Below are 21,754 nucleotides of genomic sequence, written 5' to 3'. Positions count from 1 at the left end.
TGGTGCGCACGGGGCTCGCGCGCCCCAGACGTCAGCGATCCGGGTCTTCTCCATGAGACCAACGTCGTCGCTGATCCGCCGGGCACAACCCCCTTGCGCCGGGCGCGAGAAGGTGTGACGGCCGGTGCGAGGCACGGAACGGGTCGCCGGGCAAGGCCTGGAATGCGCGCGGCTCCCCGCCTACCGTTCTCAGTCGGATCGATGAAGGAGCCCAACCCCGTGACCGAGAACATGAGCACGGCGCCTCGCAGCCGACGGCGAACGTGGAGCGACCTGCACCAGAAGTTCGTCGTGGAAGAGCGATATCTGCCCGCCGAGACGCGCCGGAGGCTGTACGTGACCTCCGGAGTGCTGATCGCGGTCGGCCTCACCGCGTTCCTGATCCTGCTGGTGAACGTGGTGACCCATACGGGCTTCGAGCGCCTCGACCTCCCGGTCGAGCGGTGGTTCGACGCCCAGCGCACGCCCGAGCTGACGGGCTTCATGATCGTGCTGGCGATCGTCTTCGGGCCCATCGCGATGCCCATCATCGTGCTCGTCACGGTGGTGATCTGGGCCGTGACGGCGCGCCACGCGTGGCGACCGATCCTGCTCGCGGCCGGCATGCTCGTCGGGGTCGGGCTCGCCGAGATCCTCGCCCCGATCGTGCAGCACCCCCGCCCGCCGATCGGACTCATGCTGTTCGGACCCGATCACACGTTCTCGTTCCCCTCGGGGCACGTGCTCGGCACCTCCGACTTCCTCCTCATCCTCGCCTTCCTGGTCGCCAGTCGCGTCCAGCGGAGAGGATTCACGGTCGTCGCACTCGTGGTGGCGATCGCCGGCATCGCGCTGCAGGTGGTCAGCAGGCTCTACCTGGGGTACCACTGGATCAGCGACACGACCTCCTCGGTCGTCTTGTCGCTGGCCGTCCTCGGCGCGGTCATCGCGATCGACACCCGCCGCACGGTGCGCGTGGAAGGCGAACGCGTGCAGGGGAGCTGTCGCAGAAGCAGGTGCACGGCACCTGAGCGACGCGCATCATGTGCGTCGGCGGCGTCTACGGGGTGTGGCTCACGGTGACCTGCGGCTGAGGGACGACGCCCGTCCTACCCGACGGGCACGATCATGACGCCCGCATAGCCGAGCAGCCACTCCTCCTCCGTCGCCGGGTCGAGCTCGCCGACGAGGACGTCCACTCCGAAGCCTTCCTCGAGCGCGACGAAGCCCCGCGCCAGCACCTCCGCGGGCTGCCGGAGCCGGAAGCGCCCCGACGCCTCGCAGTCGCGGAGCACCCGTTCGTAGAGGGCGGCCTGCCGGGCGATCAGCGCCACGTGCTCCGCGGCAGCCGCGTCGTTGCGCAGCACGATCGGGGTGAGCTCGTAGAGCAGCCGGCTCGTCTCCTCGGCGTGACCCGGCCACGGGATGCCCGACCGGATGCACGCCTCGAGCTTGTCCTCGAGCGAGCCGGCGGCCTCCACGTGCGCTTCGCGTTGCGCGATGTACTCCTCGCCGCCCTGAGCGAAGGCGGCGGTGTAGAGCTCACGGACATCGGGGTAGTAGTAGAGGACGGACGCCGAGGTGAGGCCCGCCTCCTCGGCGATGTCCGCCAGGCGGAGACCGCTGGCTCCGTGCCGGAGCACGGCCGTGGAGGCGGCCGCGATGAGCTGGTCTCGTCGCTTGGTCTGTTCCTTCGGCCGGGCCATACGTCGATCGTCGCACACCACGCCTCCCGTCGATCGCCCGCTTGACATCGGGGAGTTAATTACATAAATTTCGTTTAATTTATTCGTCGCCCCCTCGCGGGGCCCAGCGGAATCCGGTTAACGATGACCCGACCCCTCTCACTGGCACTGGTGCAAGCACCGGCGGCCCCGCACCACGACGTGGACGCCTTCGCTGTCCACCTCGACCAGCTCACCCGCTCGCACCCGGAGGCGCACCTCTTCGTCTACCCGGAGCTGCACCTCGCCGACGCCGGGGCGGAGACCCCCACCGACCCGATCGAGCGCATGGAGTCGCTGGCGCAGCCGCTCGACGGTCCCCTCGACCGCGAGCTCGCGCAGGTCGCCGGCGACCTCGGCGTCTGGCTGATCCCCGGCAGCTTCTACGAGCGCGGCCCGGACGGCCTGATCTACAACACGGCGACGGCCTACTCCCCGGAGGGACGCCGGGTGGCGGCCTACCGCAAGATCTTCCCGTGGCGTCCGTACGAGAAGGCCGCCTCCGGCTCCGAGTTCGTGGTGTTCGACATGGCCGGCCACGGCAGGATCGGGCTCTCGATCTGCTACGACGCGTGGTTCCCGGAGAGTAGCCGCCACCTCGCCTGGATGGGCGCCGAGCTCATCGTCAACGTCGTCCGCACCCCCACGGCCGACCGAGCTCAGGAGGTGACGATCGCGAAAGCGAACGCGATCGTGAACCAGGTCTTCGTCGCCAGCGTGAACGCCGCCTCCCCGGACGGTCTCGGCCGCAGCCTCCTCGCCGACCCGCAGGGGCGCGTCCGCGTCGAGTCGTCGAGCTCCGAGTCGACCGTGCTCACCGACACCATCGACCTCGACGAGGTCGGGATGGTCCGCAGCTTCGGGACCGCGGGCGTGACGCGGCCGTGGAGTCAGTTCGCCGACGACAACGCCTCGATCCCCCTCCCGCTCTACGACGGCCGCATCTCGTCGTCGCACTGGAGTCCGTGCACCGCGATCCTCGAGGAGGTCGGCGCATGAGCTCGGCTCCCCACCTGACAGCCAAGCTGTCCCTCTCCTCCATCGTGCTGTTCGGCGTCGCGTACATGTCGCCGGCCATCGTCATGCTCACCTTCGGCGTGATCGCCGGCGCGAGCAACGGCACCTCCCCGACGTCGTACATCATCGCGGCGGCGGCGATGTCGCTCACCGCGCTGAGCTACGGCGGCATGGCACGGCTCTACCCGGCGTCGGGTTCGGCCTACACCTATGCCCGCAAGACGATCGGGGCGAACGTGGGCTTCCTGGTCGGCTGGGCCATCCTGCTCGACTACTTCTTCCTGCCGATGGTGGCGTGGCTGATCCAGTCCGTCTACCTCAACGCCCAGTTCCCGTCCGTGCCGGTCTGGGTCTGGCTCATCGTCAACATCGTGGTCACCACGGTCGTCAACGGGCTCGGCATCGTGCTCGCCGACCGCGTGAACAAGACGCTCATGACGCTCACCGGGCTGGGCATCGCCGCCTTCGTCGTCCTCTGCATCGGTCACCTGACCGGCTCCCACGTCGCGTCGCTGAGCGCGCCGCTGTGGAACTCCGGCAGCACGATCGCCGCGGTGTCGGCCGGCGCGGCGATCGCCGCGTACTCGTTCCTCGGTTTCGACGCGATCAGCACGCTGAGCGAGGAGACCGTGAACCCGGAGCACAACATCCCTCGCGGCATCTTCCTCGCCGTGGTGATCGGCGGCGTGATCTTCGTGGTCGTCTCCTACGTGATGCAGCTGGTGCACCCGGGCGGCCAGTTCAAGGACCCGTCCACGGCCTCGTATGCGATGTCCGTGCTCGTCGGCGGCCCGGTGTTCGCGAACATCGTGAACCTGGTCGTGATCGTCGGCGGCTTCGCGTCGGCGATGGCCATCCAGGCCAGTACGAGCCGCCTGATGTATGTGATGGGGCGCGACGGCGTGCTGCCCCGGCGGTTCTTCGGCCGGCTCAGCGAGCGTTTCCAGACGCCGCTGCTGAACCTGATCCTGATCGGGGCGGTGGCGATGTTCGGACTCGGGCTCTCGCTCGACACCGCGACGTCGTTCATCAACTTCGGCGCCTTCCTCACCTTCACGATGGTGAACGTCTGCGTGATCGTCCACTTCGTCCGGCTGCGCCGCAACCGCGAGCGCCCGTCGATCGCGAAGTTCGCCGTCCTCCCTGCCCTCGGCGCGCTGGTCGACCTGTACCTTCTGACGCAGCTGGGGCCGATCGCGCTGTACCTCGGGATCGGCTGGCTGGTCATCGGCGTGATCTACCTCGCCGTGCTGACACGCGGCTTCCGCCGCCCGGCGCCCGAGATGCGCGTGGAGGAGACGGACGCGGGCGACCCCCACCCGGAAGCGACCGTCGCACGGGACTGACCCCGGCGCACCTGGGGGATATGGAGCCGCGACGCCCCTCCATATCCCCCGCTCGCGGCCCTGTGTCAATCCGCTGACACCCTCGGTCCTCTCGTGGCTGTATGGACGCCACCACAGTCCACGAGCGAAAAGGAGAGCCGAGTATGACGAACTCGGAGGACGAATTCGGCGGAACGCCGGTGTTCGACAGCACACGCCAGACCGCCGGCACGCCGGGGACCTATCGCGGCCCCGCCGCGCAGAGCATGGCCACCACGGGCACCATCGCCGGGCCGGCCGACGACACGAGCAAGACGGACGTCGCCAAGGACGAAGCTGCACGCGTAGCCGACTCGGCGAAAGACGCGGTCGCGGACGTCGCGAGCGTCGCCAAGGAGGAGGCGCGGGAGGTCGCGCACGAGACCAAGGCGCACGCGAAGGACCTCTACCGCCAGACCCAGGCGGAACTGCGCGAGCAGGCCGCGATCCAGCAGCAGCGCGTGGCCGACGGCCTCCGGAACATCGGCGACGAACTGCAGCAGATGGCCTCGTCGTCGCAGCAGCAGGGCGTCGCCAGCGACATCGTCGGCCAGGCGGCCGACCGCACGCACTCCGTCGCGCGCTGGCTCGACGAGCGCGACCCGGGCTCGCTGCTGCGGGAGGTCAAGTCGTACGCCCGCCGCAGCCCCGGCACCTTCATCGCCGCCGCCGCCCTTACGGGCGTGCTCGCCGGCCGCCTCACCCGGGCGCTCGCGTCCGGGGACGACGCGGGCGGCACCGGAGCGCACACGAGCGGCGCGCCGACCACGGGCGCGCCCACCACCGCACTGCCGTCCACCGCTCTGCCGCACACGGCGCCGGACGACACCACCGGCGGCCTCCGCCCTGGAGGCTCCCTGTGACCGACCAGCCCACTCCCTCGGAGCGGCGGGCGGAACGCGAATCCCTGGGCGACCTGCTCGCCGAGGTCAGTCGTGACCTGTCCACGCTCGTCCGGCAGGAGGTCGAGCTCGCCAAGGCAGAGCTCCGGGAGACCGCGACACGCACCGGGAAGGGCGCCGGGCTGCTCGGCGGCGCCGGCTACGCCGCACTGATGGCCGTGTTCTTCCTGTCCATCGCGCTCTGGTGGGCGCTGGGCTACCTGATGGGCAACGCCTGGTCCGGGGTGGTCGTGGCGATCATCTGGGCCGTCATCGCGCTGATCCTGTACCTGATCGGCCGCAACCAGCTCAAGGCGGTGAAGGGGATGCCGCAGACCGTCGAGACGGTCAAAGAGTTCCCCGAGACTCTGAAACGAAACGGAGAGAACCGATGACCGACGACCCCGACGTGATCCGCGCCGAAATCGAGAACACCCGCCGCAACCTGAGCGGCGACGTCGACGCCCTGGCCGACAAGGTCACCCCGAGCAAGATCGCCGATCGGCAGAAGCGCAAGGTGAAGGGAGCGTTCCACTCCTTCACCGAGCGCATCATGGGCTCCGACGACGAGTACTACGACGGGCACACGCACCGCTCCGTCGCCGCGCGGACCGGCGACGCCCTCGACGACGCGAAGGACGCCACGGCCGACGCCGGCCGCCGCGTGGTCGCCAAGGCGGAGGGCAACCCGGTCGCGGTCGGGCTGATCGCCTTCGGCGTCGGCCTCCTGGCAGCCTCCCTGATCCCCGCCAGCGACAAGGAGCAGGAACTCGCCGCCAAGGCCAAGGACGCCGCGCAGCCGATGCTGCAGGAGGCCGCGGAGGTCGGCAAGGAGATCGCGAACGACCTCAAGCAGCCGGCCCAGGAGGCGGTGGAGGCCGTCACGGAGACCGCGCAGGAGTCCGTCGAGACGGTCAGGGCCGAGGCCACCGACCGCGCCGGCGACGTCGCGGACGACGCCAAAGCGGCAGGACAGCGCGTACAGGACGCGTGACCGGCGGGCGGGACGACGGCGCGGCGCAGGCTTCGGCCGGCGCCGCGCCGTTCCCGTCCCCCGACCGGAACCAGGACCGAACGACACCCGAACCCAGAAGGAGCGACCTGATGAGCGACGACGACATCGGAGCCAGCCAGCGTCTGGCCGACGCACCCTCCCCCGACGACCCCCGCAAACCGGACAGCCCGCCCCAGCTGCACCGCAGCTCGTGGAAGATCGTGCTCAAACGGACGATGCGCGAGTTCCGCAACGACACCTGCACCGACATCGCCGCCTCCCTCACGTACTACGCGGTCCTCTCGCTTTTCCCGGGACTTCTGGCGCTCGTTTCGTTGCTGGGCGTCTTCGGCCAGGGCACGTCTGCGACCGCCCAACTCCTCGGCATCCTGAAGCAGGTCGCGCCCGGCGACACCGCCAAGCTCCTGCAGGGCCCGCTCGAGAACGCCGCGCACTCACCCGCGTCGGGCATCGCGCTCGTGCTCGGCATCGTCCTCGCGATCTGGTCGGCATCGGGCTACATCGGCGCGTTCTCCCGCGCCATGAACCGCATCTACGAGATCGACGAGGGCCGGCCGTTCTGGAAGCTGAAGCCGCAGCAACTGCTGGTCACGGTGATCTCGCTCGTCCTCGTGGCGGTCGTCGCGCTCATGCTCGTGGTGTCCGGCCCGGTCACGAAGGCCGTCGGCCACGCGCTCGGGCTCGGCTCGACACCGCAGACGGTGTGGGAGATCGTCAAGTGGCCGGTGATGCTCGTGGTCGTCATCGTCATCATCGCCGTGCTCTACTACTTCGCGCCGAACACGCGGCAGCCGAAGTTCCGGTGGATCAGCCTGGGGGCGATCGTCGCCATCCTGGTCCTCGCCGTCGCGACGCTGCTGTTCGGGCTGTATGTGGCGACGTTCGCGAACTATTCCCGCACGTACGGCCCGCTCGCCGGAGTGATCGTCTTCCTGCTGTGGGTGTGGATCGCGAACATCGCCCTCCTGTTCGGCGCGGAGCTCGACGCGGAGATCGAGCGCGGCCGCGAACTGCAGGCCGGGATGGCGGCCGAGGAGACCATCCAGCTGCCGCCGCGCGACACCCGACTGAGCGAGAAGTCGCTCGAGAAGGAGGAGGCGCTCACGGCCGAGTCGGTGAAGCTGCGGGAGGACTCCGCCGACGAATCTCCAGAGCGACCGCGCGGGGGTGGCTGAGCATGACGAGGCGCGGGGCGCCCGGCGCCCTCCACGACCCGGCCGCCCCCGCTCACGCGTGTCACGCCCTGCCCGACGCCTCCGTTTCGAGGTGATGCAGGCGATGATCGTCCGTCACACGCCCTCGACCGCCCCGTAGAGAGCGCGGTACGCACGCCGGAACCGGTCCTCCGACGCGAATCCCCACCGGGCCGCCAGGGCTGCATCGCTCAAGCCGGGCTCGCCCATCCGGTCCGTCCGGGCGGCCGAGAGCCGGGCACGGCGGAGGTACGTGCCCGCGCCGGTGCCCGTGCGCGACCGGAAGGCCGCATTCAGCGTATGGATGTCCGCCCCTGCTGCGGCGGCGACGTCGCCGAGGGTGATCGGCAAGGACAGGCACTCGTCGATGAAGCGCTTCGCCCGCTGGTAGACGGCGGTCTCGCCGCGCCGCGTCACGCGCGCGCGGCCGCCGTCCCGTTCCAGCGGGAACGTCTCGAGCGCGCCGGCGGCGAGCTGGTGGAACAGACTCGCGCGGACCAGCGGGTTCTCGATCATCCCGGACCGCACGAACTCGGACGCGACCTGGAGGGTCTGCAGCATGGCGAGGCTGCGCTGCGGGTCGATGGGCCGAGGCGAGTCGAAGACCGGGTCGATGCGGTCGTCCGCATAGATCTGGCAGGCGACCTCCCTCAGCCGCTCGGGGGTGATGTAGACGTTGACGATCGTCAGGTCGTCACCGTGACCGAACAGCTCGTGCCCCGGCCGGGACAGGAACGGTGTCGCATAGCCGGAGTCGCGGTCGCCGTCGATCTCCCACCGGTAGTCGCCGGAGAAGACGCCGTGGACGCCGAACTGGTCGAACTCGCCGTCCGACTGCCACTCCCCGTCGATGCGGTACACGCCGACGGCGACGCCGTCGTCACCGGCCTGATTCACCCGGAACGAGAAGTCCGACCCCGGATCGCGCGAGAACGCGAAGCGTCCGCCCGCCTCGCGCAGCAGTGCGTCGGCCTCCGCCGGGTCGCCCGTGCTGCTCTGCACGCGCCTGAGAGGGTCCACATCGGGAACAGTACTCCCGGGAGGTCGACGCAGCCATCGGCGCTTGTCCTCGAGGCCGTGGATATGGAATGCTCGACCCCGTGATCCTCTAGCAGCGAGCCTTTCCTCCCCACGACCGTGGGTGAGTCGATCGACCCTGCACACGAAGAGGTTCCATGTCTACGTCAGAGAACACCACCACCGTCACCGGCTTCACCATCGAGCCGCTCGTCGTCCCCGTGAGCGTCGACGCCGCGGATGCCGCGGACTTCATCGGCTTCGCCACGGTGCGCAGCGCCGTCGAGGCGGAGCAGCGCGGCCACGTCGGCGAGGTCATGACCGCCGCCGAGCTGCTGCCGGACTGGAGGGACGAGTCGAGGCCGATGGCCGGATTCGTCGCGAAGGTCGGCGGCCGCGTCGTCGCCCGGGCGAACCTGGCGCTGCCGGTCGGCGCGCCGGAATGCTGGGGCGCGGTCTCCGTCCTCCCGGAGTTCCGCGGCCGCGGCATCGGCTCGGCGCTGTACGCCCGCCTGGAGGAGTTGGCGCGGGACGCCGGCCGCATCACCATCCAGAACCAGTCGACCTACCCGGCGGGCGTCGGCGGCGAGGCGATTCCCGCGCCCACGGGCTTCGGGTCGGTGCCGATCGGCCTCCCGTCGACCCGGTTCCTGCGCCGCCAGGGGTTCTCGCTCGAACAGGTCGGGCGCATCAGCGCTCTGCCGCTGCCCGTCGACCCCGACGTGTTCTCCGCCCGTCTCGCCGAGGCGGTCACCGCGGCCGCCGGCTACCGGACGGTCTCCTGGCAGGGCCGCACGCCCGAGGAGTGGGTGGAGTCCATCGCGCACCTGCGTACCCGGATGAGCTCCGACGCCCCCAACGCCGGGATCGAGCTGACCGACGTCTGGACGGCCGACCGTGTCCGCGCCGTCGACGACCTCTGGGCGGAGAGCCCGCGCGTCGCACTGACGTCGATCGTGGTCCACGAGTCGACAGGACAGGCCGTCGGGTTCACGGAGCTCGACGTGTCCAGCGAGTCCGACCGGCCGGCGGAGCAGATGGACACCCTGGTGCTGCGCGAGCACCGCGGACACCGCCTCGGGATGCTGCTGAAGCTCGCCAACCTCCGTGAGCTGACCATCCGATTCCCCGGGTGCGCGACTGTGGAGACCGTCAACGCGGAGGAGAACCGGCCGATGCTCGAGGTGAACGACGCGATCGGCTTCGCGGCGGCCTGCTTCTCGGCGCGCTGGCGGAAGCGCATCGGCGGGTAGCCGGCGGCGCAGAGTCAGTCGTCATCGAAGTCGACGGCGCCGCCGCGCAGCGCCGTCGACGGCCGTGACGATCAGTCGCACGGCGGCGACGGCGATCACGATGGCGGGCGCGAGAAGTCGCGCCAGCGGTACTCCGTCTCCGGCCGGCCCGGCGTCCCGTACCGCGGCTCCCGGCTCACGCGTCCCGCTTCGGCCAGGTATTCGAGGTAGCGGCGCGCGGCGACGCGCGACATCCCGAGCAGCGACGCCGTCTCCGCCGCCGAGAGCGCGCCACGCAGGCGCACCGTCTCGCGGATGCGCTCCAACGTGTCCGGGGAGAGGCCCTTCGGCAGCGCAGAGGCGACGGACGGGCGCCGCGACCCGAGGAGGGCGTCGATCTCCTCCTGGGTGGCCGAGCCCGCCGCGGCGCGGGTCCGCTCGTGGTGCTCCCGGTACTGTTCCAGCCGCTCGCGGAAGACCGCGCCCGAGAACGGCTTCACCAGATACTGCACGACGCCGAGCGCAGCCATCTGGTGCACCATCTCGGCGTCCCGGACCGCCGTGATGGCGATGACGTCGACGTCGGAGCCGCGGGCGCGCAGGTGCCGCAGCACGTCGAGTCCCGTGCCGTCCGGCATCGTCACGTCGAGCAGGACGAGGTCGATCGGACGGTCCGGCCGGCGCTCCGTGAGGGCGGCGACCGCGGCCCGCGCTCCGGTGCACTCGCCGACGACCTCGAAGCCGTCGAGGCGCTCCACGTAGCGGCGGTGGAGTTCGAGGGTGAGTGCTTCGTCCTCGACCAGGAGGACGCCGATCACCGTTCCTCCCGAGCGGGGAGGTGCACCCGGAAGGTGGTCGGGGCGGAGCTCAGCTCGATGGACCCTCCGGCCGCGGCCACAATGGCCCGCACGAGTGTCAGTCCGACGCCGCGGCCGACCGTGTCCGTCGGCTTCGTCGAGTAGCCGGACTCGTAGATGCGCTCCCGCAGCCGCTCCGGGACACCCGCTCCGCTGTCCGAGACGTCGAGCAGGATGCCGTCGTCCGCGGCCGGCCGCAGGCGCAGCCGCACCCAGCGCGGCTCCGGGCCTGCGGCGGCGGCGTCGAGGGCGTTGTCGATGAGGTTGCCGACGAGCGAGACGGCGTCCACCGGGTTGAGCGGGGTCCGCGGCGCGCGGGGGTCGAGGTCGGCCTCCCAGTCGACGCCGCGCTCGGCCGCCTGCGCCGCCTTCCCGAGCAGCAGCGCGCCGACGGTGGGATCGCCGGCCCGCGCCGCCGTGACCTGGTCGACGAGCGCCTGGCTCTGCCGGGCCGTCTCGGTCAGGATCTGGACAGCCTCCTCGGTCCGGCCGAGCTCGATGAGCGAGACCGCGGTGTGCATCCGGTTGTCGTGCTCGTGGTTCTGCGCACGCAACGCCTCGCCGAGGGTACGCACCGACTCGTAGGAGGAGACCGCGTCGCGCACGTCGCGCGCCGGGAGGTCCCCCGTCACCCGCCGGGTGACCCACCGCACGACGAGGGCGCCGGTGACCCCTACTCCGATCACTGCGAGAGCGATGCCGATCGCGAGCGGCAGGCGGGGGAGCAGCGCGCCGCCGATGCTCTGGACCGTGACACCGGTGGCGACCCAGCCCACGACGCGTCCGTCGGCGGTGACCGGGGCGATCGTGCGGATGGAGGGCCCGAGCGTTCCCGTGTACTGCTCGGTCACTGTGACGGGGACCGCCGGGATGCTGCCGATGTAGTGCTTGCCGATCTGCGCCGGGTCGGGATGCGTGACGCGGATGCCCGATGCCGTCATGATCGTGATGAAGTCGACTCCGGTGTTCCGCGTCACCTGCAGGCTGAACGGCTGCAGCGCGGCCGTCGCCTCTCGTGCACTCGACTGCAGCGCCGAGCGGACCCCCGGCGTCGCGGCCAGCGTCTCGGAGACGGAGCGCGTCTCGCGCTCGGCCTCGGCCTGCGCGGACCGCTGGGCGTCGAGCGCGAGCAGCACCGCTGTCAGCACGCCGGCGAGGAGCACGACGCCGATCAGGACCGCGAACACGCGCGACGCGGCACTGCGCACCGTCCGTCGTCGTCGACCCATACTCCCCAGCGTGCCAGACATCGCCGCGAACCGTCCGAGACCAATACGACCGCAACCCCCGCGCGACGTCCAGTCGGGGCGATGCTGGGCCGACCGCCCGCCGGACCCGGCGGGGACGAACAGCGACGTTCTTCAGGAGACGACGATGGCACTCTCGACCCGCACCACCTCCTTCCGGCTGCCGGGCTACAACTGGCGGCGCGGGAAGCGCGCTTGGGACAAGCACACCTGGCTGTACCTGGCGGTGATCGCCGCGGTCGTGCTCGGCGCGATCGTCGGCCTGGTCTGGCCCGAGGCAGGAGTAGCGCTCAAGCCGCTCGGCGCGGGCTTCGTGGCGCTGATCCACATGATGATCGCGCCGATCATCTTCTGCACGATCGTCGTGGGCGTCGGGTCGATCGCGAAAGCGGCCACGGTCGGCAAGGTCGGCGGCCTCGCGCTCGTGTACTTCCTCATCATGTCGAGCGTGGCGCTGGCCATCGGGCTGGTGGTCGGCAACCTCATCCACCCCGGTGCGGGCCTGGACATGGCGAAGTCGACCTACAAGGCGACGGGGAGGCCACCTCGACCTCCGACTTCGTGCTCGGCATCATCCCGACCTCGTTCTTCTCTGCCTTCACCGAGGGCAGCGTTCTCCAGGTGCTGTTCATCGCGCTCCTGGTCGGCTTCGCTGTGCAGAAGATGGGACGCACCGGCGAGGGCATCATGAACGCGGTCAAGCACCTCCAGTCGCTGGTGTTCCGCATCCTCGGGATGATCCTCTGGCTGGCGCCGATCGGAGCGTTCGGGGCGATCGCGGCCGTGGTGGGCGCCACCGGCGTCTCGGCGATCTGGAACCTCGGGCTCCTCATGGTCGCCTTCTACATCACCTGCGGACTGTTCGTCGTCGGCGTGCTGGGAGCCCTGCTCTACGCGGTGGCCCGCGTCAACATCTTCCGCCTGATCGGCTACCTGGGCCGCGAGTACCTGCTCATCGTCGGCACGTCGTCGTCGGAGTCCGCCCTCCCCGCCTGATGGCCAAGCTCGAGCACCTCGGCGTCTCCAAGCCCGTGGTCGGCATCACCGTGCCGACGGGCTACTCGTTCAACCTGGACGGCACCGCGATCTACCTGACCATGGCCTCCCTCTTCATCGCGACCGGGATGGGCCAGCCGATGTCGATCGGCGAGCAGATCGGCCTGCTGGTCTTCATGATCATCGCCTCGAAGGGCGCGGCCGGCGTCACGGGAGCCGGCCTGGCCACCCTCGCCGGCGGCCTCCAGGCCTACCGCCCGGACCTGGTGAACGGTGTGGGCGTCATCGTCGGAATCGACCGCTTCATGTCCGAGGGCCGCGCCCTGACGAACTTCACCGGCAACGCGGTCGCGGCCGTGCTCATCGGCCGCTGGACCCGGCAGTTCGACGCCGATCGCGCCCGCCAGGTGCTGCGCGGCGAGCTGGCGTTCGACGAGACGACGCTCAGCGGCGACGGGCACGGGATGTCGGCGGACACGGCCGCGGTCGGGACGGCGGCGCTGGGCGAAGCGGCGCTCGCCGAGGCTGCGGCGAAGGAGGAGCGCGCGCGGCAGCGGGAGGCCGGCGTGCTCCGGTGACGGGTGGCCGGGGGCGACCGCGGTCGGGCACGGCACGCGCCCCGGCTCGCGGTCACCCCTCGCAGGCGTGACGCGTCGGCGACCGGGGGACTGGCGCCGGCGCTCGACTGACCGGATACTGAGCGCGTGGAGATTCTGCAGGTCGCTCAGCACGCCGACGACCTCGACCGTGCCGCGAAGTTCTACGAGAACCTGCTCGAGGAGGCGCCGGCCGCCCGCTTCGACCCGCCGGGCCTGCTGTTCTTCAACATCGGCATCGGCCGCCTCCTCCTGGAGAAGGGCGCCCCGTCGGCGCTGGTCTACCTCCAGGTGGACGATGTGGCCGAGACGGTGGAGCGGCTGCGAGGCGACGGCGTCAGGGTGGTCACCGAGCCCCACGTGATCTTCACCCACCACGACGACACGATCGGCCCCGCCGGAAACGACGAGTGGATGGCCTTCATCGAAGACAGCGAAGGGAACACCGTCGGCCTGGTGAGCTACGAGCCGCGGCACGACCCGTGAGCTCGAGCGATCCGAATCGCTCGAGACGGGGCTACAGCTTCGTTTCGTCGACGATCATGTTCGTCAGACTGCTGCGGGCAACAGCTCCGCGAGCAGGTTCTGGACGCGCTGCTTGATGTCGTCGCGGATCGGGCGGACCTCCTCGGCCGGGCGGCCGGCCGGGTCGGTGAGGTCCCAGTCCTCGTAGCGCTTTCCGGGGAAGATCGGGCAGGTGTCGCCGCAGCCCATCGTGATGACCACGTCGGACTCCTCGACCGCGTCGATCGTGAGGACCTTCGGCTGCTCGTCCGCGATGTCGATGCCCTCCTCGGACATGACCTGCACAGCGACCGGGTTGACCTGGTCCTTCGGCTCGGAGCCGGCGGAGAGGACTTCGACGCGGCCTCCGGAGAGTTCGCGCATGAACCCGGCGGCCATCTGGGAGCGGCCGGCGTTGTGGATGCAGACGAACAGGACGGTGGGCGTGGTGTCGGTCATGGCGGGACCCGCTTTCTCTCGTACACGAAAGCATAGATACTTGTCTATGGTTTGGCTAGTTCGCGGCGACCGTGTTCACACGCCGTTCTGCCTCGATCCGGGCCAGGAGCTCGCGGACGCGCCCTTCGATGTCGTCGCGGATCTCGCGCACCTTCGCCAGCGGCTGACCGACCGGGTCGGGGATGTCCCAGTCGAGGTATTCGCGGCCGGGGTAGATCGGGCACGCGTCGCCGCAGCCCATGGTGATCACGTAGTCCGCTGCGCGAACCGCCTCGTCGGTGAGCGGCTTGGGGAACTCGCCGCCGAGCGGGGTGCCGACCTCATCGAGCACGGCGACGATCGTGGAGCGGACCGCATCGGCGGGCTCGGAGCCTGCGGTCCGGACGACGACGCGGTCGCCGGCGAGCTGGCGCAGGATCGCCGAGGCCAACTGGGATCGGCCCGCGTTCTGCACGCACACGAACAGCACCTCCGGCACACCCGCCCGGTCTCCGTTCGCCCGGAGCAGGGCATCGAGGCGGGAGACCGCGAACGCGCTGGTCAGCGACGCCCGGTTCTTGCGCCCGTCGAGGCGGTCGTGGCTGTCGCGCACGTACCGCTCGACGCTCTCCCGGGCGAAGACCCCGCGGTAGCGGGCGGCGAGATCTTCGACGATCCGATCGACGGCGGCCGCCTGGTCCGCCGGGCTGTCTGCGCGGACGAGTTCGGCGACACGGTCGAGCTGATCGCTCGTGATCGAGTACCAGGCGGTGCGGCCCTCCTGAGCCCGCTCGACCACTCCCTCCTCGCGCAGCAGCCTGAGGTGATGCGAGACCGTCGGCTGCCGCAGTCCGAGCGTCTCGGCGAGGCGGGTCACGGAGCCGCGACCGTCGGGTGCGTCGAGGAGAAGACGGAGGATGTGGGCGCGCGTCGGGTCGCTGATGCGCTTCACACTGCGCAGCGCGTCCGATTCCGGCACCCCACCCATAGACGCAAGTCTATGCACGCGGGGTGCCGGGACGGCATTCGGTGCGGGAGCGAACGGTTCAGCGAGTCACCACTGGTGTCCACACACCGGGACCCCCGGTCCCGTGAGATCCAGGGGTCCCGGTTGCGATCAGGAGATCGCCGGAACGACGCTACTTCGTGGGCGCCGGCACGACGGTCGCCTGGTAAGTGATGATCTCGGTCCCGTTGCCCTCTTCTCCGTTGTCCGGTGCGACGCGCATGGTGAGACGTGCGCCGTCCGCGGACATCTTGAAGGGATTGCGGGTCGCGACATGACCGGCGGTGGACCAGTGCTGGAAGGGCACGTCCCGCTGGACTTCATGGCTGGGGATGTCGATCAGCGCGAAGCCGCCCAATTCGTAGGTGCGGGACGCGCCGCCCGCCGCCTCGGTCTGGGGCAGGTTCGCGACGCCGCCGCAGATCATCTTGGACGTCGCCGCGTACTGGCAGTCCTGGTAGTCGATGAAGAAGTCCGGGTTCGACCAACTCGAGATCTCATTGCCGCCCAGTGTCCAGGACACGAAACGTCGCGATCCCCAGGTGTTGCCCACCAGGTGACCCGTCCGCTTGTCGAACACGATGCCCCCGAAGTGGTCCTTCACCTCGAACTGCTTGTGAACAGCGAGGGTGGAAGCGTCCACGCGATAGATGATCGCGCTGCTGTCGGGGCGGTACTGCGCGACCGGAACCCACACGTTCGTACCGTCGAAGTCGATTCCGCCCGGGTGGTACATGTCGCCCTCGCCGAGGATGATGTCCTTCTGGAGGTGTCCAGCGGTGTCCATCACGAACAGGTGGCCGATGCCCTTTCCGGGGGTGCGATCGTACCCGTTCTGGGGCGAGGCGTATTTGACCGTCGGTTCGATGATCTGGACGGCGCTGAGGAAGATGTGGTCCTTGCTGAAGGCCATCCCCTCGGTGTGATAGGTCGGGAAGTTCAGCTTGATCCGGCCGGTCTCGGTCCACACGGTGGAGCGGTCGACGGCATTCACATCGGCGACGAGGTCGCTTGCGCCGGTTGCGGGGTCGGTTGTGCTTTCGCCGTCAGCATGTGCCGCGCTCGCGGGCCCGACGGTCGGTCCTGCGAGGATCGCACCGATGGCTGCCGTGGCGAGCAGCGTCGCACCGGCGGTGAGTCGAAGTCTGGTTCTCATGGAACGCATTCGGGGTCTGCCTCTCTTTTGGGGGACGGACCGGTACCCTAAGCGCGCCAGGTGAACCGCTTCGCGCTTCGCGGTGAACATCCGGGCTCGACCCGCCGGGGGCCTTCCCAGTGGAACGAGGGCGGCGTGGCGGATGGATCTCGCGCTACGCTGCTCGGCTCACGTCCGGGAGCGGCACATCGGTGTCGCGCAACTCGTCCAGGCGCAGTGGGGTGCCGGCGGCGACGAGTGCCTTGATGTCGTCGTTGACGTCCCAGACGTTCACGTTCATACCCGCGACCACGCGGGAGTCGCGGACCCAGAAGGCGATGAACTCGCCCGTGGCCGGGTCGCCTCGGTAGACGAGTTCGGCGTCGCGGGTGAGCGGTGCGAAACCGGCGTACTCCATCCCGAGGTCGAACTGGTCGGTGTAGAAGTACGGGACGGCGTCGTGCACCGACGGTTTCCCGAGCATGGCCTTCGCCGCCGCCGCGCCACCGTCGATGGCGTTCGCCCAGTGCTCGCTGCGCAGCCGCCGGTCGATGAGCGGGTGCAGGGCGTTCGCGATATCACCAGCAGCGAAGACCGCTGGGGCGCTTGTGCGGAGGGCCGGGTCGGCCAGGACTCCGTTGTCGACGGCGAGTCCCGCAGCCTGGGCCAGCTCGACCGCGGGGACGGCTCCTACTCCGACGAGGACCAGATCGGCCGGGAAGACCTGGCCGTCGGCCAGCCGGACACCGGTGGCGCGGCCGTCGGCGCCGACGATGGCCTCCACATTCACGGACGTCCGGATGTCGACACCGTGCTGTTCGTGCAGGGCGGCGAAGAATCGGCCCAGGTCGTCTCCGAGCGCGACGGCGAGCGGGATCGGGTCCCGTTCGAGGATCGTGACGTCGTTCCCGAGGGTGCGCGCGGTCGCAGCGACCTCCATTCCGATCCAGCCCGATCCGATGAGTACCAGCCGCATGCCGCCACCGCTCAAGCTCGCGCGCAGACGGTCGCTGTCATCCACCGTGCGCAGGGAGAGCACCCCATCCAGATCGGCACCCGGGATCGGCAGCCGGCGCGGGACGGAGCCTGTCGCCAGCAGCGCGCGATCGAACCGGTATCGCCGCCCCGCCTCCGTGGTGACCGCCCCGCTCGGGTCGAGCTCGCCGATCCGCGTTCCGAGGTGCAACTCGACGTCGTTATCGCGGTACCAGGACGGCTCGAGCACGTCGATGCTGGAGCGCTCGTCGTCACCTGCCAGGTATCCCTTGGAGAGCGGAGGACGCACGTAAGGGGCGTGCTGCTCGGCGCCGAACAACCGGAGGCGGCCGTCGTAGCCCTCCTCCCGCAAGGTCTTGGCGGCGGTCGCACCCGCGAGCGCCGCCCCTACGATCACGATGTCATCGATCGTGTTCCGAGGCCCTTCGACCGGCTGTAACACCGGCTCCCGGCCGTCGCCTTCGCTCATCAGTGACATGGTCGCCTCCTCGATATTCCGAGCGTAGAAACGACCGCTTCTTTTGTCAAGAATTACTTTTTAGAATCTCGGCGGGCTCCGATCGCCCCTTCGGTCAAGCTCGGTAATCGCAGGGGAGATCTCTCGCCTCATTCACGTCCATCCCGCTGATCTCCGCCAGGAAGGTGCCGAAGTGATGCTCGGGCTGGTAGCCGATCTCCGCCCACCCCGAGGACGGCTGCAGGTGGGGCGTCGCTGAGATGTCCAGCCCGAATCGCTCCACGACATCGCGCGCGCCGGGGAAGATCCGCTCCGCGGCCCCAATCGGGTCCGCCTCCCAACCCTCGATGTCGTCCGCGCTGAATACGTTCGCGCGCACTGCGTCGACGATCAGGTCCGCATCAGGCGTGCGAGAGAGGTAGTCGATACTGCGCAGCGCAGCTTGGAGAACGTCCCTGCGGTCCACACCGATGCCGAGCAGCCGCGCCCCGTACTCCTGCGGCCAATCGCCCTCCCACGGCGTGAACGCGGCCGGCCGGAGGGCTACATAGGAGAGGCCGGCGCGCCGGTGCTGGTAAGCGAGCAGTTCCTCGCCCATGCGCTTGGTGAAACCGTATTTGTCGTAGTGGTCGTGCCACGCCTGCGACGACAGGAAGAGCACCCGGGCGCCGGTCGCCACAGCCGCCTGCGTCATCCACATCGTCCCGTCGACATTGAGTCGCCAGAAGTCCACCTCGGTCCGCACGCCGGTGTGGATGCCATGCCACGCCGGAGTGTGCACGATCACGTCGCAACCCTCCGCGGCCCGTTCGAGGCCGACACCGATCTGAACATCCACCTGGTGGAACTCGACGTCAGGGTGACCCGCCAGCCAGGCCGGCCGGACGATGTCCGACACAACCAATTCGTGCCCCGCCGCAAGGAGCGGTCCAGTCAATCCACGGCCGACATTGCCTCCACCACCGGTGATCAGAATTCGCATGCACCCACCATACGAGCAGACCTCTCGGCGCAGTCCGACCACCACCAGCCGCCTGAGTTTGGCCAAAAACCATTGAGCGGGTAGTCTGGGCCGCAGCCTTACTTCCCAGTGTTTACCTGGGATTGCAGGCCACGCGAGTGTAGTTCAATGGTAGAACTTCAGCTTCCCAAGCTGATAGCGCGGGTTCGATTCCCGTCACTCGCTCCATTGTGACTTCTTGAGCCAGTTGGGCTTTGAACTGTCGATCCCGCGGCCACCGCGACCTCCCGGTACGCCTCAGCCGGATCTGTCAGGGTCGCGTGCGCGTTGAGTCCGCTCGGGCTCGGCAACACCCACACCTGCGATCCACCCCCGTCGTCCGGCCGATGAACGCGAGCAACTCCTCGCGGGCCGCGCGGTCCGCCTCCTCGCTTCCCCGAGCATTCGCTTTGCCCTTCCCGTCGCCTGATGTCCGCGGCGTCGGCTTCATTCCCGCGGCGAGCTGCTCCTCGAGTTCGGCGTGGGTCGCCTCCCCGTCCGCCAGGCCGAGTCGCCACCGGTAGTTGTGGATGACGATCTCGATGTGGTCGGGGTTGGCGAACGACGCGGCGGTGCGCTGGAACGTCGGCTCGGCGAACTCCCAGCGCGGGGAGGCGGTGTGCCAGATCAGCCGCGCGAACTCGTCGCGGTCGGGCGCGAGGTGCGGAGAACCACTCGACTCCCCCACGACATGACACGCTAGACGAGTGTCGATCAGGATGAGCGGTTCGCGACAGCGGGAGCAGGCGAAGGTGCACGGCCGAGGCTCGCGGCCATGCGGTCGCCGCGGGAGGCTGCTCCGCGCGATGGTCACAGTCGCACTGTCCGCGGTCGCGACGATCGTCGGCGTCGCCGGCGCAAGCCCGAGCGCAAGCGCTGCGCCCGCGCAGGCCCACCCCGCGCACGCACCGGCCACCACCCCCACCGGCGTCGACGACTTCACCTTCGCGAGCTTCGACGGCGACTACCACCTCAGCCGCGACGCGGCGGGCCACTCCACCCTCACCACCGTGGAGACCCTGGTCGCCCGCTTCCCACAGATCGACCAGAATCACGGCATCCGGCGGGAGCTGGTCGAGGACTACGACGGGCATCCGACCGACCTGCAGCTGGTGTCAGTCACAGATCAGAACGGCGCTCCGCGCGCATACACCATCGCATCCAATAGCGGAGTCCGCACGCTGACGATCGCGGCGGACCACTTCGTCCACGGCGACCAGACCTACATCATCACCTACCGGCAGACGAACGTCACACGGTACTTCCCCGACACCGGGAACGACGAGTTCTATTGGGACACCAACGGGACCGCCTGGGCGCAGCCCTTCGATCGCGTCACGGCGACCGTGCACCTCGGCGCCGGGCTGTCCGACGCTCTGCACGGCGAGGCGTCCGCGTACCGGGGCGTGCAGGGGTCGACCCAGAAGGCCACCGTCGAGCGCACGGGCGACGGGTTCCGATTCTCGGCCGATCAGCTCGGTCCGGGGAGAATCTGACTTTCGCGATCGGGTTCGCGCGGGGCACTTTCACGTCGCGCGCCGACGGGCTGTTCGACACCGGCTGGGGCTACGCGGCGGCCGGGGGTCTGCTGCTCGTCGTCCTTGCCCTGATCGGCGGGATCGTCGTGCGCGTGCGCCTGCTGCGCGACGCCCCTGGACGCGGCACGATCGTCCCCGAGTACGTGCCGCCGAAGGAGGGGCTGCTGGTCACGGCGGACGTCAGCGGCCTCGGCAAGAAGGCGGTCGCGGCGCAGACGCTCGACCTCGCGGTGGCAGGCAGGGTCCGCGTGCTCGAGTCCACCGGGTTCTTCGGCCGTCCGCGCTACACGCTCGAGTTCGTCTCGACCGAGGCGACCGGGAGGCAGGCGTTGCGGGATCCGCACCCGACGCCGAGCGAGCTGCGCTTCCTCCACGCGCTGTTCGGTGAGCCGCTCACCCCCGGTGCGACGCTGGAGCTCGGCTCGTCCAACACACGGGTCGCCCGTGCCATCCAGTCGCTGGTCAAACAGGTCCACAAGGATGCCGCCGACTCCGGCTACCGCGCCACGGGCCCACACGGCCCGGTCCGGGCGGTCATCTTCACAGGGCTCGCCGCGACCGCGCTCGCGGTCGTCGGCTCGATTCTCTGCGTCGTCGGCGTCTACGGAGGCGCGCTGCCCGTCGCCTTCCTCATCGGGTCCGTCCTGCTCTTCGGGGCGACCGCGGTCCTCGTCTCCCGCTCTCCCCTCACCGCCACCGGCACCGCCCTCCGCGAGTACGTGGACGGCCTCCGGATGTATGTGCACCTCGCCGAGGCCGACCGCATCCGCTATCTCCAGTCGCCGCAGGGCGCCGAGCGCGTGCCGGTCGCGGTGGACGACCCGCGCGAGATGCTGAGCCTGAACGAGCGGCTCCTGCCCTGGGCCGTACTGTTCGGCGACGAGAAGAAGTGGTTGGCCGAGCTCGGGCGGTTCTACGAGCAAGCCGGGGAGACGCCGACCTGGTACGCGGGTCAGACCGCTTTCAACGCGGCCGTGCTCTCGCAGCTGATCGGCGGGATCTCCTCCAGCACGACCATGACGAGCAGCTCCTCGTCCGGCGGGACCGGGGGCGGCGGATTCTCCGGCGGCGGAGGCGGCGGAGGCGGAGGCGGAGGGGTCTAGCGCTCCCTCGTCACGCGCGACGGGCGGACCCGGTGGACCCCGTTGCCGCCACTCCACCCCGCTGCTAGCATCGGCACCGATCCGGGGGAGACCGCAGGAGGTAACCCTTATGTCTGTTCTCATCGCAACCAAGTTCACGGGCGATACCGACGCCTTCACGAACTCCCTCAGCACTCGCGCAGCCGAGTACCGGGACATCGCGGATCGCGCCCGCGCGGCCGGCGCGCTGCACCATCAGTTCGCCGTCGGCGACGGCTTCGTGGTCATCATGGACGAGTGGGAGACGCAGGACGCGTTCCGCACGTTCTTCGCCGCCCCGGAACTCCAGAGCTTCATCGCGTCCGTCGGTGGCGACACCAGCGCGCCGCCGCAGGTGCTGGCCGGGGAGAAGATCGACTCGCCCGACAAGTTCTAGGGTTCCCGCGCAGGAGAACCGCGCGCTTCTTGCCGGAAGCGAAA

At 69.7% G+C, this 21,754-nt stretch carries 22 protein-coding genes, 1 tRNA gene and 1 pseudogene; 14 read left to right on the top strand and 10 right to left on the bottom strand.

Features of this window, described 5'->3' with window-relative positions; all coding sequences use genetic code 11:
- Positions 1 to 219 precede the first annotated feature (219 nt).
- Positions 220 to 1,062 carry a phosphatase PAP2 family protein gene (locus tag ACRAWC_RS13510; RefSeq protein ID WP_431348184.1) on the top strand — a complete coding sequence of 281 codons (843 nt, stop codon included), beginning with the start codon at positions 220 to 222 and terminating at the stop codon, positions 1,060 to 1,062.
- A gap of 26 nt (positions 1,063 to 1,088) precedes the next feature.
- On the opposite strand, the gene ACRAWC_RS13505 is transcribed toward ACRAWC_RS13510, so the two are convergent.
- Positions 1,089 to 1,685 (bottom strand): TetR/AcrR family transcriptional regulator, encoded by a 597-nt coding sequence (locus ACRAWC_RS13505; protein ID WP_431348183.1) that lies wholly within the window; start codon positions 1,683 to 1,685, stop codon positions 1,089 to 1,091.
- A gap of 123 nt (positions 1,686 to 1,808) precedes the next feature.
- On the opposite strand from ACRAWC_RS13505, the gene ACRAWC_RS13500 reads away from it, so the two are divergent.
- From ACRAWC_RS13500 to ACRAWC_RS13475, 6 genes are all read left to right on the top strand, one after another.
- Complete coding sequence (locus ACRAWC_RS13500; RefSeq protein ID WP_431348182.1) at positions 1,809 to 2,702, top strand: carbon-nitrogen hydrolase family protein; 894 nt, start codon at positions 1,809 to 1,811, stop codon at positions 2,700 to 2,702.
- Positions 2,699 to 4,066, top strand: a complete 1,368-nt coding sequence (locus ACRAWC_RS13495) for an APC family permease (protein ID WP_431348181.1) — start codon at positions 2,699 to 2,701, stop codon at positions 4,064 to 4,066. The genes ACRAWC_RS13500 and ACRAWC_RS13495 overlap by 4 nt, the downstream gene beginning before the upstream one ends.
- A gap of 143 nt (positions 4,067 to 4,209) precedes the next feature.
- Complete coding sequence (locus ACRAWC_RS13490) at positions 4,210 to 4,947, top strand: hypothetical protein (RefSeq protein ID WP_431348180.1); 738 nt, start codon at positions 4,210 to 4,212, stop codon at positions 4,945 to 4,947.
- On the top strand, positions 4,944 to 5,360 hold the full coding sequence (locus ACRAWC_RS13485) for a phage holin family protein (RefSeq protein ID WP_431348179.1): 417 nt from the start codon (positions 4,944 to 4,946) through the stop codon (positions 5,358 to 5,360). Before ACRAWC_RS13490 ends, ACRAWC_RS13485 begins: the two co-directional genes overlap by 4 nt.
- Complete coding sequence (locus ACRAWC_RS13480; RefSeq protein WP_431348178.1) at positions 5,357 to 5,959, top strand: DUF3618 domain-containing protein; 603 nt, start codon at positions 5,357 to 5,359, stop codon at positions 5,957 to 5,959. The genes ACRAWC_RS13485 and ACRAWC_RS13480 overlap by 4 nt, the downstream gene beginning before the upstream one ends.
- A 110-nt stretch (positions 5,960 to 6,069) precedes the next feature.
- Complete coding sequence (locus ACRAWC_RS13475) at positions 6,070 to 7,155, top strand: YihY/virulence factor BrkB family protein (protein ID WP_431348177.1); 1,086 nt, start codon at positions 6,070 to 6,072, stop codon at positions 7,153 to 7,155.
- 114 nt (positions 7,156 to 7,269) lie between these two features.
- Here the strand turns inward: ACRAWC_RS13475 and ACRAWC_RS13470 are convergent, their stop codons facing one another.
- Complete coding sequence (locus ACRAWC_RS13470) at positions 7,270 to 8,193, bottom strand: helix-turn-helix domain-containing protein (RefSeq protein WP_431348176.1); 924 nt, start codon at positions 8,191 to 8,193, stop codon at positions 7,270 to 7,272.
- Between the two features lie 155 nt (positions 8,194 to 8,348).
- On the opposite strand from ACRAWC_RS13470, the gene ACRAWC_RS13465 reads away from it, so the two are divergent.
- Complete coding sequence (locus ACRAWC_RS13465; protein WP_431348175.1) at positions 8,349 to 9,443, top strand: GNAT family N-acetyltransferase; 1,095 nt, start codon at positions 8,349 to 8,351, stop codon at positions 9,441 to 9,443.
- A 95-nt stretch (positions 9,444 to 9,538) separates the two neighbouring features.
- On the opposite strand, the gene ACRAWC_RS13460 is transcribed toward ACRAWC_RS13465, so the two are convergent.
- Both ACRAWC_RS13460 and ACRAWC_RS13455 read right to left on the bottom strand, forming a co-directional pair.
- On the bottom strand, positions 9,539 to 10,240 hold the full coding sequence (locus tag ACRAWC_RS13460; RefSeq protein WP_431348174.1) for a response regulator: 702 nt from the start codon (positions 10,238 to 10,240) through the stop codon (positions 9,539 to 9,541).
- Positions 10,237 to 11,529: an ATP-binding protein gene (locus tag ACRAWC_RS13455; RefSeq protein WP_431348173.1), complete on the bottom strand. Its 1,293-nt coding sequence runs from the start codon at positions 11,527 to 11,529 to the stop codon at positions 10,237 to 10,239. Before ACRAWC_RS13455 ends, ACRAWC_RS13460 begins: the two co-directional genes overlap by 4 nt.
- A 124-nt stretch (positions 11,530 to 11,653) precedes the next feature.
- Here ACRAWC_RS13455 and ACRAWC_RS13450 point away from each other — a divergent pair.
- Together ACRAWC_RS13450 and ACRAWC_RS13445 are read left to right on the top strand one after the other, a co-directional pair.
- A pseudogene (locus ACRAWC_RS13450) lies at positions 11,654 to 13,100 on the top strand (cation:dicarboxylate symporter family transporter).
- A gap of 126 nt (positions 13,101 to 13,226) precedes the next feature.
- On the top strand, positions 13,227 to 13,604 hold the full coding sequence (locus tag ACRAWC_RS13445) for a VOC family protein (RefSeq protein ID WP_431348172.1): 378 nt from the start codon (positions 13,227 to 13,229) through the stop codon (positions 13,602 to 13,604).
- A gap of 63 nt (positions 13,605 to 13,667) precedes the next feature.
- Here the strand turns inward: ACRAWC_RS13445 and ACRAWC_RS13440 are convergent, their stop codons facing one another.
- From ACRAWC_RS13440 to ACRAWC_RS13420, 5 genes are all read right to left on the bottom strand, one after another.
- Positions 13,668 to 14,081 carry an arsenate reductase ArsC gene (locus ACRAWC_RS13440; protein ID WP_431348171.1) on the bottom strand — a complete coding sequence of 138 codons (414 nt, stop codon included), beginning with the start codon at positions 14,079 to 14,081 and terminating at the stop codon, positions 13,668 to 13,670.
- 55 nt (positions 14,082 to 14,136) lie between these two features.
- Positions 14,137 to 15,048 carry a metalloregulator ArsR/SmtB family transcription factor gene (locus ACRAWC_RS13435; protein WP_431348170.1) on the bottom strand — a complete coding sequence of 304 codons (912 nt, stop codon included), beginning with the start codon at positions 15,046 to 15,048 and terminating at the stop codon, positions 14,137 to 14,139.
- Between the two features lie 151 nt (positions 15,049 to 15,199).
- Positions 15,200 to 16,222 (bottom strand): DUF6454 family protein, encoded by a 1,023-nt coding sequence (locus tag ACRAWC_RS13430; RefSeq protein WP_431348169.1) that lies wholly within the window; start codon positions 16,220 to 16,222, stop codon positions 15,200 to 15,202.
- A gap of 154 nt (positions 16,223 to 16,376) precedes the next feature.
- Complete coding sequence (locus ACRAWC_RS13425) at positions 16,377 to 17,675, bottom strand: NAD(P)/FAD-dependent oxidoreductase (RefSeq protein WP_431348168.1); 1,299 nt, start codon at positions 17,673 to 17,675, stop codon at positions 16,377 to 16,379.
- Positions 17,676 to 17,769: 94 nt separating this feature from the next.
- On the bottom strand, positions 17,770 to 18,681 hold the full coding sequence (locus ACRAWC_RS13420; RefSeq protein ID WP_431348167.1) for an NAD-dependent epimerase/dehydratase family protein: 912 nt from the start codon (positions 18,679 to 18,681) through the stop codon (positions 17,770 to 17,772).
- 88 nt (positions 18,682 to 18,769) lie between these two features.
- Here ACRAWC_RS13420 and ACRAWC_RS13415 point away from each other — a divergent pair.
- Positions 18,770 to 18,843 (top strand) — tRNA-Gly (locus ACRAWC_RS13415).
- An 82-nt stretch (positions 18,844 to 18,925) separates the two neighbouring features.
- Here the strand turns inward: ACRAWC_RS13415 and ACRAWC_RS13410 are convergent.
- Positions 18,926 to 19,342 (bottom strand): hypothetical protein, encoded by a 417-nt coding sequence (locus ACRAWC_RS13410; protein ID WP_431348166.1) that lies wholly within the window; start codon positions 19,340 to 19,342, stop codon positions 18,926 to 18,928.
- 118 nt (positions 19,343 to 19,460) lie between these two features.
- Between ACRAWC_RS13410 and ACRAWC_RS13405 the strand changes: the two genes are divergently transcribed.
- The 3 genes from ACRAWC_RS13405 (at position 19,461) to ACRAWC_RS13395 (ending at position 21,710) form a co-directional block, all read left to right on the top strand.
- Entirely contained in the window at positions 19,461 to 20,150 is a 690-nt protein-coding gene (locus ACRAWC_RS13405) for a DUF2207 domain-containing protein (protein WP_431348165.1), read from the top strand.
- 134 nt (positions 20,151 to 20,284) lie between these two features.
- Positions 20,285 to 21,295, top strand: a complete 1,011-nt coding sequence (locus tag ACRAWC_RS13400) for a DUF2207 family protein (RefSeq protein WP_431348164.1) — start codon at positions 20,285 to 20,287, stop codon at positions 21,293 to 21,295.
- A 109-nt stretch (positions 21,296 to 21,404) separates the two neighbouring features.
- Positions 21,405 to 21,710, top strand: a complete 306-nt coding sequence (locus ACRAWC_RS13395; RefSeq protein WP_431348163.1) for a hypothetical protein — start codon at positions 21,405 to 21,407, stop codon at positions 21,708 to 21,710.
- Positions 21,711 to 21,754: the final 44 nt, after the last annotated feature.

This window comes from Leifsonia sp. L25 (assembly GCF_050632895.1).
The sequence above is the reverse complement of the archived record's forward strand: the minus strand, read 5'-3'. Positions and strand labels throughout refer to the sequence as shown.

Coding starts and splice junctions, on each gene's coding strand:
- ACRAWC_RS13505 (WP_431348183.1), bottom strand. CDS start 1,685: ATGGCCCGGCCGAAGGAACAGACCAAGCGACGAGACCAGCTCATCGCG.
- ACRAWC_RS13500 (WP_431348182.1), top strand. CDS start 1,809: ATGACCCGACCCCTCTCACTGGCACTGGTGCAAGCACCGGCGGCCCCG.
- ACRAWC_RS13495 (WP_431348181.1), top strand. CDS start 2,699: ATGAGCTCGGCTCCCCACCTGACAGCCAAGCTGTCCCTCTCCTCCATC.
- ACRAWC_RS13490 (WP_431348180.1), top strand. CDS start 4,210: ATGACGAACTCGGAGGACGAATTCGGCGGAACGCCGGTGTTCGACAGC.
- ACRAWC_RS13480 (WP_431348178.1), top strand. CDS start 5,357: ATGACCGACGACCCCGACGTGATCCGCGCCGAAATCGAGAACACCCGC.
- ACRAWC_RS13475 (WP_431348177.1), top strand. CDS start 6,070: ATGAGCGACGACGACATCGGAGCCAGCCAGCGTCTGGCCGACGCACCC.
- ACRAWC_RS13465 (WP_431348175.1), top strand. CDS start 8,349: ATGTCTACGTCAGAGAACACCACCACCGTCACCGGCTTCACCATCGAG.
- ACRAWC_RS13455 (WP_431348173.1), bottom strand. CDS start 11,529: ATGTCTGGCACGCTGGGGAGTATGGGTCGACGACGACGGACGGTGCGC.
- ACRAWC_RS13440 (WP_431348171.1), bottom strand. CDS start 14,081: ATGACCGACACCACGCCCACCGTCCTGTTCGTCTGCATCCACAACGCC.
- ACRAWC_RS13435 (WP_431348170.1), bottom strand. CDS start 15,048: ATGGGTGGGGTGCCGGAATCGGACGCGCTGCGCAGTGTGAAGCGCATC.
- ACRAWC_RS13430 (WP_431348169.1), bottom strand. CDS start 16,222: ATGAGAACCAGACTTCGACTCACCGCCGGTGCGACGCTGCTCGCCACG.
- ACRAWC_RS13425 (WP_431348168.1), bottom strand. CDS start 17,675: ATGTCACTGATGAGCGAAGGCGACGGCCGGGAGCCGGTGTTACAGCCG.
- ACRAWC_RS13405 (WP_431348165.1), top strand. CDS start 19,461: ATGGTCACAGTCGCACTGTCCGCGGTCGCGACGATCGTCGGCGTCGCC.
- ACRAWC_RS13395 (WP_431348163.1), top strand. CDS start 21,405: ATGTCTGTTCTCATCGCAACCAAGTTCACGGGCGATACCGACGCCTTC.